The following is an 11,712-nucleotide window of genomic DNA, read 5'->3' on the forward strand; positions in this document are numbered from 1 at the left end:
AAGTTTATAAAAGAAAGTTCAAATATAACTTTATAAAATGGAAAAAAAGAGAATCGTAGTTAAGGTCGGAACTAATGTAATGACCAATAAAGATAATAGAATATTAGGCCCTGTATTAAAACATTTGGTAGAACAAATAGCTACCCTGTACGAAGAAGACGTCATGGTAGTCCTGGTATCTTCCGGGTCGGCAATTGCCGGAAAAGAGGTTCTTGGAGATGTAGATATTGAGGATGCATCAAAAAGAAGGCAGGTATTCTCTGCGGTAGGACAACCGCGTATGATGCGCCACTATTATAGTATTTTTCACGATTACGGAATGCGATGTGCACAGGTTTTGGCCACTAAAAGAGATTTTAGCCCGGGAATTCACCGGGAAAATATGATTAACTGTTATGAATCTTTATTATCTGAAGGAATAATCCCAATTGCTAATGAGGATGATGCAGTATCGGTAACTATGTCTATGTTCTCTGATAACGACGAACTGGCCAGCCTTGTAGCCGAATTGATCAATGCGGATTCGCTTATCATTTTAAGTGATACTGACGGTCTATACACCGGTCATCCTGGAGATGATGAATCGGAAAAACTCAATAAGGTACAGGTTGATGAAAACGTTGAAAAATACGTTCAGGAATCCGGAAAAGGTGAAGGTGAAGGCCGTGGGGGTATGGAGTCTAAAATAAAGATTGCCAAAGGTACCGCTGCCAAAAACATCACTACTTACATCGCTAATGGAAAACAAAAAAATGTGATTTTGGATATCGTAGCCGGAAAACCGGTAGGAACCAAATTCACTGCTTAACAAGCGATTAAAATCGAAGTTTAATCAAACTAAAATATAATCAAGTAATGAAATTATTAGATTCAAAAACTAAAAATAACGTCCTGCAATCCATGATCAATATTCTGGATAAAAGGCGTGAAGAAATTGTTGCTGCCAATAAAAAAGATCTCGATGCTTTTGGCGATGGAGATCAGGCTATGCGTGATAGATTGGTGGTAAATAATGCCAAGGTGGACGATATGATGCGTTCGGTGAAAGAAGTCATGGACCAGGAAGACCCTGTAGGACAGACCATAGAACATAGAAAATTAGATACAGGCCTGGATATTACCAACAAAACCGCGCCCTTTGGTACGATAATGATTATTTATGAATCTCGTCCTGATGTAACTATTGAAGCCGCCGTACTTGCCTTTAAAGCTAATAACAAAATCTATCTCAAAGGTGGTAAGGAAGCAAACCATTCCAATAGAATCCTGGAGGAATGCTGGCACGAGGCACTTCAAGAGAATAATCTGGAAAAAGACTGGATTGAACTATTACAAATGAATAGAACCGAAACTCAGGAATTCCTTAAAAATCCACCACAGCATATCGATTTAGTAGTGCCCAGAGGTGGAGAAAAGCTTATCGCTTTTGTTAAAGAGCATTCTACTGGTGCTGTCCTGGTAAGCGGACGTGGAAATAACTTCCTGTATGTTTCTAAAAATGCAGATTTTGATACCGCAAAAAAAGTGATGCTCAATGCTAAAATCGATAAGATTTCAGGATGTAACGCTTTAGACAAGGTCTTAATTGATAAGAATCTGCCAGATTTTGAAAAAAGAGTAAAAGAACTTTATGATATGTTTACCGAAAATAAAGTGCATATTCAGGTAGACGATGATATCGCCAAAGTACTTCCTAATGAAGAAAAAATACCTTCTGAAGATACCTGGTATGAAGAATTTTTGGCTATGAGAATTGTACTTGGAGCTATTGATGGTAATGATGCTGCAATGGATAAGATCAACAAATATTCTGGCGGGCACTCTGCCGTTATTATCACTAAAGATAAGGAAGAAGCTGCGAACTTTATGGAGCAGGTAGACAGCGCTGCTGTTTATCACAACGCTTCTACACGTTTTACCGATGGAGGCCAAATGGGAGTTGGAGCAGAACTTGCCATTAGTACCGATAAACTTCACCACCGGGGGCCACTTGGTTTAAAACAATTGGTTACCAACAAGTATTATGTTTTAGGGGAAGGACATATCAGAGAGTAGTTCCCCATTGAATAAGTATAAAAAACCGCTGAGTTCATCAGCGGTTTTTTAATGTCTTATGATTACTGAAAGTGCCATATTAAAACCCAATTTCTGAATTTGGCTACAGGTCCGGTAAGAAATTTTAAAAATACTTTTCTACGCTCATAACTGTAACTTTTAGACCTTTTTGCAGTCTTATGAAAAAAGAAATTTTCCCCCGATGAAAAAAGCGATATATATCCTGGCCTTTATTGGCTCATTTTACAGCTGTAAAACCACGCAAAGCTTCGAAAAAGATCAACCGATCATCGCAAGCATTGACCTTGTAAATGTTAAAGAAGATAAAGTTCCGGTAATTATTGATCCAAATAGATTTACAACTAAAACCACCATCTTCCATATCCCTAAAACTGTCCCCGGCACCTACTCTACCGATAATTATGGGCAATTTATCGAGAATTTTAAAGCGCTGGATTATAAGGGCAATGAACTAGAATTTGAAAGAATAAATGATAATTCCTGGCATATTTCTGATGCAGAAAATTTAGATAAAGTAAGTTACCGGGTTAACGATACCTATGATATTAAGGGGGAAGAAGGTGTTTTCTCACCTTCCGGAACTAACATTGAGGCAGGCGAGAACTTTATGCTTAACCTACATGGTTTTGTAGGCTACTTTGAAAATGAAAAAGAGGAACCTTATCGTTTAGAAATCAAAAGACCACAGGGTCTAATCCCCGGTACGGCATTAAGCAAAACAGTTGCCGCTTCAGAAAATATGGAATTTAAGGAAGATATCTATTCCTTAGGACGGTATTTTGAGGTTATAGACAATCCAATTATGTATGCCCAACCAGATACCACGAGCTTTATGGTAGAAGGCATGGAAGTACTTATCAACGTGTATTCACCAAATGAAAAATATACTTCAGAAAGTATACAACCGGGGATTGAAAAGATGATTAGCGCGCAAAAACGCTTTTTAGGAGCTATAGATAATACCGGTAAATACGCCATTTTGTTATATCTGTCGGATAACGAAAAACAGGATGCCCGTGGTTTTGGAGCCTTAGAGCACCACACCTCTACCGTGGTTGTACTACCCGAGTCTATGCAGCCGGAACAATTGCAGAAAACCATGACCGATGTTGTTTCTCATGAGTTCTTTCATATACTAACTCCCTTAAATGTTCATTCCGAGGAGGTTCATTACTTCGATTACAACGATCCTAAAATGTCTCAGCACCTATGGATGTATGAAGGTGTAACCGAATACTTTGCAAACCTGTTTCAAATTGACCAGGGACTTATAGAGAAACAGGATTTTTATGATAGGATTTCTGGTAAGATTAAAACTTCGCAACAGTTTGACGATACGATGCCATTTACTAAAATGAGCAAAAATATCCTGGAAGAACCTTATAAGGACAGTTATTATAATGTATATCAAAAGGGAGCTTTAATTGGGATGGCCCTTGATATTCGCTTAAGAGAATTAAGCGATGGAAAAATGGGAATCCTTGACCTTATGAAAGCACTTAGCAAAAAATACGGAATGGATAAACCATTTAAGGATGAAGAATTATTTGAGGATATTGTTCAACTCACTTACCCTGAAATACGGATTTTCCTGGAAAAATATGTTAATGGATCCACCCCAATTCCCTACAACGAGTTTTTCGCAAAAGTCGGTCTTGAACAAACTGAGAAAGAAGTCAATACCGGATATTTTATCAAGGGACAAACTCCTTATATCGATGGTGATCCAGCAACTAAAGACTTGTTTTTCAGGGAAAATATTGAATTTAATTCCTTTTTAAAAAATCTGGGTGTTCAAGGTGGGGATATCATAAAATCAGTAAATGGAGAGCAATATAATATTCAGAATGTATATAACCTGGTGATGAAAGCCGAGTCCTGGAAGGAAGGGGAAGAAGTAACTTTCGTAGTATTGCGAGAAGATAAGGAACTGGAACTTACGGCAACTACCGCCCAGCCAACAGATACAGAGACAACCATTACTGAAAAGGACCTGCCGGAGAGCAGCCAGGAAGTTAAACTTAGAAATGCTTGGTTAAAAGGTTAATAGATTTTAATTTAAGTGTTTTATGCGGCGGGAATTCCCGCCGCTTTTTATTTCCATAATTGGGGTATATCCGCTAAATTAGGGCGCCTAACCAACTTGAAGATTCAACTATGGAAATTCCTATATTACAGGATATCGTTATTATTCTGGGCCTCTCGATATTGATTATACTTTTATTCCAAAAAATAAAGGTGCCCTCCATTTTGGGTTTTCTTCTTGCGGGAATAATTGCCGGCCCTCACGCTTTTAACCTTATTAGTTCCTCCCACGAAGTAGAATTACTTTCTGAAATTGGGATTATCTTCCTGCTTTTTGTTATTGGAATTGAGCTTTCGATAAAAGAGCTTATTTCCATGAAAAATACCGTGCTTATTGGCGGCGGGCTTCAGGTTGGTGGTACGATTCTTTTTACCACACTGATTGCTTACTTCTTTGGTATACCTTTAAACTCAGCGGTATTCCTTGGCTTTTTGTTCTCCTTAAGTAGTACTGCAATCGTTTTAAAGCTTATTCAGGAACGGGGTGAAATAACCGCACCCCACGGCCGGGTAGCCCTTGGAATTCTAATATTCCAGGATATTATTGTAGTTCCTATGATGTTGCTCACCCCTATTCTAGCTGGAAAAGGTGGTGATATTGTAACCACGGTACTTATCCTGATTCTTAAAATTGTTGGTGTTGGTGTAGTGATCTTTTTACTGGCCCGTTATATTGTACCCCGTATCTTCAGTATGGTTGTAAAAACAAAAAGTAAGGAACTCTTTATCTTAACCACAGTAGTTTTTTGCTTTGCCATTGCCTGGCTTACCTCTTCGGTAGGTTTATCATTGGCACTGGGTGCTTTTTTTGCCGGACTTATTATTTCGGAATCGGAATACAGCCACCAGGCAACCGTAAATGTTTTGCCCTTTAGGGAGATATTTATCAGTTTCTTTTTTATCTCGGTTGGAACACTTCTAAATCTGGAATTTTTTATCCAAAATATTTTAGTAATCCTGGGCCTTGTCCTCGGGGTGATATTTTTAAAAATGCTGGTAGTTGGAGGTACCGTATTGTTGCTTAAATATCCGCCAAGAACAGTTTTTTTAAGCTTGTTTAGCTTATTTCAGGTTGGTGAATTTTCTTTACTTTTATCCGGGGTGGGCCTTGATAATAACATTATTCCAAGTAGTATTTATCAATATTTCCTGGCAATATCAATCATAACTATGGGTCTTACGCCCTTTCTTATCGCAGCAGCACCGAAGATTACTTATTCCATTTTAAAGGCCAGGGTTCCATCATCGGTAAGACATCGACTGGAAAGTCTTAATAAACGCAAAACCAGTGAGGAAACCGAATCCAAAAAATTAGAAGATCACCTCATTATTATCGGATACGGAATTAATGGGGAGAATATTGCCAAAGCTGCACGAAATGCTGAAATTCCTTATGTTATTGTTGATACAGATCCTGTTACTTTTAGAAAGGCAAAAAATAATAATGAACCGGTTATTTTTGGAGATGCCACCAACTCCCTGATTTTACAACACCTTCATGTGCAGGAAGCACGTGTTGTCGTTATTGCTATTTCAGATCCAGGGGCGACTAAAAAAATCATTAGTAATGTGCGTTTATATTCAAAAACTGCATTTATAATAGTAAGAACCCGATATGTTAGAGAGATTGAAGAAAATATTAAACTGGGAGCAGATGAGGTGATTCCAGAAGAATTTGAAACGTCCATAGAAATCTTTAACCGGGTACTTAAAAAATACCTGGTACCATATAATGAAATAATGGATTTTACTGCCAGTATACGTTCTTCAGATTACGAAATGTTAACCTCGGTGAAAGGCAGACCTCATAAACCCTCACTTCAACATCTGCATATTCCGAACCGTGAAATCGTTACCCTGAGCGTACAGCAAAATAACCGAGATATCGTGGGTAAAAGCATTCAGACCTCAGGCATAGGTAAGAACTTTCGTGTAACGGTGCTGGCTATTAAAAGAGATACCCAGTACATTACGGAAATCCTTCCTGATACCAGGATTAAACAAGGTGATTTGTTGTATATTTTTGGAAACCCAGTAAATATCAACAGGTTAAATGAAGCGCTTTCCTTCTAAGCCAGAGAAGGATCATAAAGCTGAGAAAATTCTATTTTTCCGTTTTCACGATTAAAGAATGCGGTGGCGATCCCTATTTTACCCTCAGTGATTCGCTCGTTTAGGTAAAGGCTTTGTTTTAGAATTCGACGTTGAGATTCCTTGAGACTCCAGCGGGTAAGAAGATCTGCGTAAATGTATAAATTCTTTATTTCAAATTTTGCCGGGATTTGTTTCGCTTTTAAAGCTTCCAGAATAAGGGTGTCAGGGTTCTTAAATCCATTTTCCAAATATTCTTTTAAAGCCTGGGCATAAATTTTATTTGAAGAGTTCCCCATAATCAATATAAACCGTGCCCTTTGTAATTTACAGGATATTTCAATACTTTTAATAATATGGCTATCCACCAGGTTTCCAGCAGCCCTAATTGGAATTAAATCCCCAATCCCGGTATTCATCATTACATTTAAAGGTTCCCTTAAATCAATGCAATTAACCACCGTGGCCAGGGGCGGCGAATTAATAAAATCCATCAACTCCTTATTTCGAAGTCTTCTGGAAACAAGTTTTCCATCTACATAACGAGCATTTCCATCTTTTAAATAGTCAAGAATCTCCTGCGGAGTAGATTTTTCTTTAGATTCCTCTATCTCCTCACGTACAAAATCCAATTCCTTTCCTTCGGAATATTTATCTTTAAGCCCAATGATGCTTACGTTAACATTGTTCTCTTTGGCGAATGTGGTTTTAAAATCTTCAAAAATCTCTAAGATATCATGATCTATATAACTCGCAAATGTTGCGTCAATGATTACATTTGAGTTCTTGGGAACATTCCAAAGACTATTTTTAATAGAGGCCTTATTAAAAAAGGAAACCTCGTTAGAAAGTTCTAACCTTATGGTTTCTCCTCTAAAAATTTTAGTGTTTTCAATAAAAAAAGCATTGTGATAATTACTGCGGAGCAAAAAGAAAATACTGATCAGCGACCCGATGAATATACCGATAAGCAAATCGGTAAAAATAATTGCTATTACCGTTACAACAAATGGTATAAACTGGTTCCAACCTTTTTTGTACATCGCTCTAATTACCTCCCAGGAAGCCAGTCTGTAACCCACAACCAACAGAATTACCGCAAGACTTGAAAGCGGGATAAGATTTAAAACAGTACTTAAGAAAAGAACACTTAACAGAAGAAAAATTCCGTGAAGAATTGTTGAAAGCTTTGTTTCTGCCCCCGCGTTAATATTAACTGAGCTTCTCACAATAACGGAAGTCAGAGGGATCCCACCGACCAGACCGGCTAAGGTATTGCCCACCCCCTGGGCTACTAACTCTCTGTTTGGTGGAGTTTTTCGTTTATGCGGATCTATTTCGTCAGCAGCTTCAATGGCCAGTAAACTGGCTAGAGAGGCAATTAAGGTAATGGTAATGGCGACCCCCCAAACTTCAGGATTTGTTATGGCCGAAAAGTCAGGAAAGGTAATTAGTTCACTTACCTTCTCAATTTTCGGAATATTCACTAAATAATTTTCATTCAAATAAAGTACGGGGATTGCGTACTTAAAAAGTAAGTTTAAAAGTACTCCAAGAATAACAACAATTAATGAGGGGGGTAAAAGTTTAAAATTTTTCAGGGGACTTCGTTCCCAAAAGATAATTATGGCTAGTGAGATTAAAGATAAGACAAGCGCACCGGGATGCAAAGAGTAAAAAAAGCCTCTCAACATGGCAAAGGCCTGCTCAAAAATATTATCCCTGGCTCCAAAATAAGCCCCAGCATCCTCAACAAATCCAACAGCATAGGGTAATTGAGCTATAATCAAGATTATACCAATTGCCGCCAATAAGCCTTTAATAATATTGGAAGGCATATAATCGGCAATTAGCCCTGCTTTTAAAATTCCCAGGAGAAACTGAAATATTCCTCCAAGGACCACGGCCATCAAAAAAATATCAAAACTCCCAAGCGAGGCAATAGATGCCGCAACCACTGCGGTTAAACTTGCAGCGGGCCCACTAACACTGACTGAAGAATGACTAACATTTCCTATAACAATCCCTCCAATAATTCCGGATATTAACCCGGCAACCAAAGGAGCGCCACTGGCCAGGGCAATCCCAAGGCACAAGGGTAAGGCCACAAGAAAAACCACCATACTGGCAGGGATATCCTTATTCAGCCTGGAAAATATGGGTTTCCCTGCGGCGGACTGGTCCATCCTTTGTCCAAGGTTTTTAAATTTACTATTGATGCCCACTAAAAAATTGTATAAGAGTTGTTTGAAATAAAACCTGAAATTAGAAAATTAGTCTTTATAAAACCTGATTTTTATAAAACATTCAAAAGTGTTCTTAAATAATACCAAAAAATAGCTGTGCTAGTATAGTCCTATTGGTGTTATAATTATTATTAGATATCTTTAAAAACTAAACAATCTAACAACCAAAAAGCTTATGTCTGTACTTCCCGACCATCTTCTGCGTTACCAGAAATTTATAGGCTTTATGCTCAAATACTGGAACAGCGATCTATTTGTCAATACCGCTTCACAGGCAATGGACGAAACATCAGATAAAGATAATTCCCAGCATACTTACGATCAAACACCCCAGGAACTAGTAGAAGACTTAAAAAACATGGGGCCTACCTATATAAAAATGGGCCAACTGCTTTCAACCCGGCCAGACCTTTTACCCGATGCTTATTTAAAGGCCCTGGCTACATTACAGGATGATGTCCCGGCAATTCCTTACCAGGATGTACACCGGATTGTGGAGGAAGAAATAGGAACAAGGATTTCTAAAGCTTTTGATAGCTTTGACAAAGAGCCTCTGGCAAGTGCTTCCATTGGCCAGGTTCATAAAGCTACTTTACGCTCTGGTAAGCCAGTCGCAGTTAAAGTCCAGAGACCGGGAATAAAGAAACAATTCCTTTCGGATTTAGATACCCTAAAAGAATTAGCCGAACTTGCGATTAAACATAGCTCAACAGCGAAGAAATATGCCTTTGATGATGTTTTAGCTGAATTAAGGCGGATTTTATTACAAGAATTGGATTATTACAGGGAAGCACAGAATCTAATCACCCTGGGTAAGAATTTAAAGGAATTCAAAAGTTTAATTGTACCGCAACCTATTCAGGATTATTCTTCTTCCAAGGTACTTACTATGGAGTTTATTGAAGGCCGAAAAATTACTTCCATCTCTCCCCTTAAACAAATCGAAGTAGATTATTCTCCTTTAGTGGACCAGCTGGTAAATGCCTACTTGAAACAGGTTATTACGGACGGTTTTGTACATGCGGATCCGCATCCGGGAAATATTCAGTTTACAAAAGACGACAAAATTGCACTTATAGACCTGGGAATGGTCGCACGGTTCAGCCCTGCAATAAAACGATATATTTTAGAGCTCTTACTGGCCATTAGTAATAATAACGGTGAAGAAACTGCCAGGGTTTTATTAAGCATGAGTGAGATTCCCAAAGAAGCTGATTTAAAGTTTTTTAAAAAATCGATCAGTGATATTATCATGGATAGCGAACATAGTCCTGCAAGAGATATGCAAACCGGTCGGCTTCTTATACAACTAAACCGGCTGGCCGGGGAAAGTGGAATTCATCTTCCTGTAGAGGTGAATATCCTTGGAAAAATACTTTTGAACATGGATCAAATTATTGCGGTTTTAGATCCCGATTTCGACCTTAGAGAGGCCATAAAACGTCATTCTCATAAAATAATGCGCGATAAGATGTATGAAGAATTAAAGCCAGAGAACTTTTTCTCCTCCCTCCTGGCATCAAAGAAATTTCTGGAATATTTACCCGATAGACTCAACACTATTTCAAAAAACCTTTCAGAGAACGAGTTCAAAATAAAGATTGACGCCATCGACGAAAAGCGGGTCACTGATGGCTTTCAAAAAGTTGCCAACCGTATTACCCTGGGTTTAATTATCGCCGCTATGATCATTGGTGCAGCAATGCTCATGCAGGTCCCTTCGGATTTTATGATTCTGGGATATCCCGGTCTTGCCATGGTGTTTTTCTTATTAGCTGCTATTGGCGGAATTATTCTTAGCTATATCATTATTTTCAGGGACGATAATCTAAATAATAAAGATTAAGCGGTTTGGGGATCTGTACATTTCAGTGTATTTTTCAGTTCTAAAAAATTAGATGCACATGAAAAAAATTTTTACCCCGCTATTTCTGATTCTTTTTATCGCCTTTGCTACCGGCCAGGGAATTGAAATCCCCATAGATACTACGGTAACAACAAGTCATTCGGTCACCATCAATTCAGAAAATATAGCTTACACCGCAACCACGGGAATGCAACCGATTTGGAATGATGATGGTACACCTACTGCTAGTTTGTTCTACACCTATTATAAAAGAAGTGACATTGAGAATACCGAAAATCGTCCCCTGGTAATTTCGTTTAATGGCGGCCCTGGTTCAGCCTCGGTTTGGATGCATATCGCCTATACCGGCCCACGAATTTTAAAAATTGATGATGAAGGTTTCCCCATTCAACCCTATGGAGTTAAAAAAAACCCACATTCCATCTTGGATATTGCCGATATCGTATATGTAAATCCTGTTAACACAGGCTTTTCCCGTCCTATTCCCGGGAAGGACGGAAAAGTAGAAAAGGAAAAGTTCTTTGGTGTAGCCGCTGATATAAGGTATTTGGCGGAATGGTTAAATACATTTATGAGCAGAAATAAGCGCTGGTTATCTCCAAAATACCTTATTGGTGAAAGCTATGGTACTACACGGGTCTCCGGTCTGGCATTAGAACTGCAGAACAGCCAGTGGATGTATTTAAACGGGGTTATTCTGGTATCTCCTACCGAATTAGGCATTGAAAGAGACGGCCCGGTTGGTATTGCCAACAGGTTACCTTATTTTGCAGCAGCCGCCTGGTACCATAATGCTTTGCCTGCAGAGCTTCAAAACAGGGAACTAGAGGATCTACTGGAAGAAGTAGAAAACTATACAGTTAATGAATTGATGCCAGTGCTCATAAAGGGTGGGTTTACCAAAAGCACCAAAAGAGAAGCAGCAGCCGAAAAAATGGCCTATTATTCTGGGCTTTCTAAAGAGGTAATCCTTCAAAATAATCTTGATGTAACCTACCCTTATTTTTGGAAAGAATTAAAAAGAAAAGACGGGCTTACCATAGGCAGACTTGATTCTAGATATCTTGGAATTGACGAGAAGGAAGCTGGTGATTCCCCCGATTATAATGCCGAACTCACTTCCTGGTTACATTCTTTTACCCCAGCTATAAACCACTATTTAAGACAGGACCTTAATTTCGAGACAGACCTGAAATATTATATGTTTGGCCCGGTACACCCCTGGGATCGAAGTGGGAACGATACCGGTGAAAACCTACGCCAGGCCATGGCGCAAAACCCCAATTTAGATGTAATGATTCAATCCGGATATTTTGATGGCGCAACTACTTATTTCAATGCGAAATA

7 protein-coding genes are annotated in these 11,712 nt (G+C 38.7%); 6 read left to right on the top strand and 1 reads right to left on the bottom strand.

Going from position 1 to position 11,712, the window contains the following annotated elements; all coding sequences use genetic code 11:
- Nucleotides 1-37: 37 nt before the first annotated feature.
- The 4 genes from proB to DET49_RS09255 all read left to right on the top strand — a co-directional run bounded on the left by proB (nt 38) and on the right by DET49_RS09255 (nt 6,234).
- Nucleotides 38-808 (top strand): glutamate 5-kinase, encoded by a 771-nt coding sequence (gene proB / locus DET49_RS09240; RefSeq protein ID WP_133547811.1) that lies wholly within the window; start codon nt 38-40, stop codon nt 806-808.
- Nucleotides 809-855: 47 nt separating this feature from the next.
- Entirely contained in the window at nt 856-2,055 is a 1,200-nt protein-coding gene (locus DET49_RS09245) for a glutamate-5-semialdehyde dehydrogenase (RefSeq protein ID WP_133547812.1), read from the top strand.
- A gap of 202 nt (nt 2,056-2,257) precedes the next feature.
- Nucleotides 2,258-4,123 (top strand): peptidase M61, encoded by a 1,866-nt coding sequence (locus DET49_RS09250; protein WP_133547813.1) that lies wholly within the window; start codon nt 2,258-2,260, stop codon nt 4,121-4,123.
- Between the two features lie 110 nt (nt 4,124-4,233).
- The gene (locus DET49_RS09255) at nt 4,234-6,234 is read left to right on the top strand and encodes a monovalent cation:proton antiporter family protein (RefSeq protein ID WP_133547814.1); all 2,001 of its coding nucleotides are present in this window, start codon (nt 4,234-4,236) and stop codon (nt 6,232-6,234) included.
- Here DET49_RS09255 and DET49_RS09260 read toward each other — a convergent pair.
- Nucleotides 6,231-8,438 carry a bifunctional SulP family inorganic anion transporter/carbonic anhydrase gene (locus tag DET49_RS09260; protein WP_133547815.1) on the bottom strand — a complete coding sequence of 736 codons (2,208 nt, stop codon included), beginning with the start codon at nt 8,436-8,438 and terminating at the stop codon, nt 6,231-6,233. The genes DET49_RS09255 and DET49_RS09260 overlap by 4 nt on opposite strands.
- Before the next feature lie 235 nt (nt 8,439-8,673).
- Here DET49_RS09260 and DET49_RS09265 point away from each other — a divergent pair, with 235 nt between their 5' ends.
- Nucleotides 8,674-10,344, top strand: a complete 1,671-nt coding sequence (locus tag DET49_RS09265; protein ID WP_133547816.1) for an ABC1 kinase family protein — start codon at nt 8,674-8,676, stop codon at nt 10,342-10,344.
- A gap of 58 nt (nt 10,345-10,402) precedes the next feature.
- A partial coding sequence (locus DET49_RS09270) for a S10 family peptidase (protein WP_133547817.1) occupies nt 10,403-11,712 on the top strand: 1,310 nt, incomplete at its 3' end.

The sequence above is a fragment of the Salegentibacter sp. 24 genome, from assembly GCF_004362395.1.
Taxonomy (GTDB): Bacteria; Bacteroidota; Bacteroidia; order Flavobacteriales; family Flavobacteriaceae; genus Salegentibacter.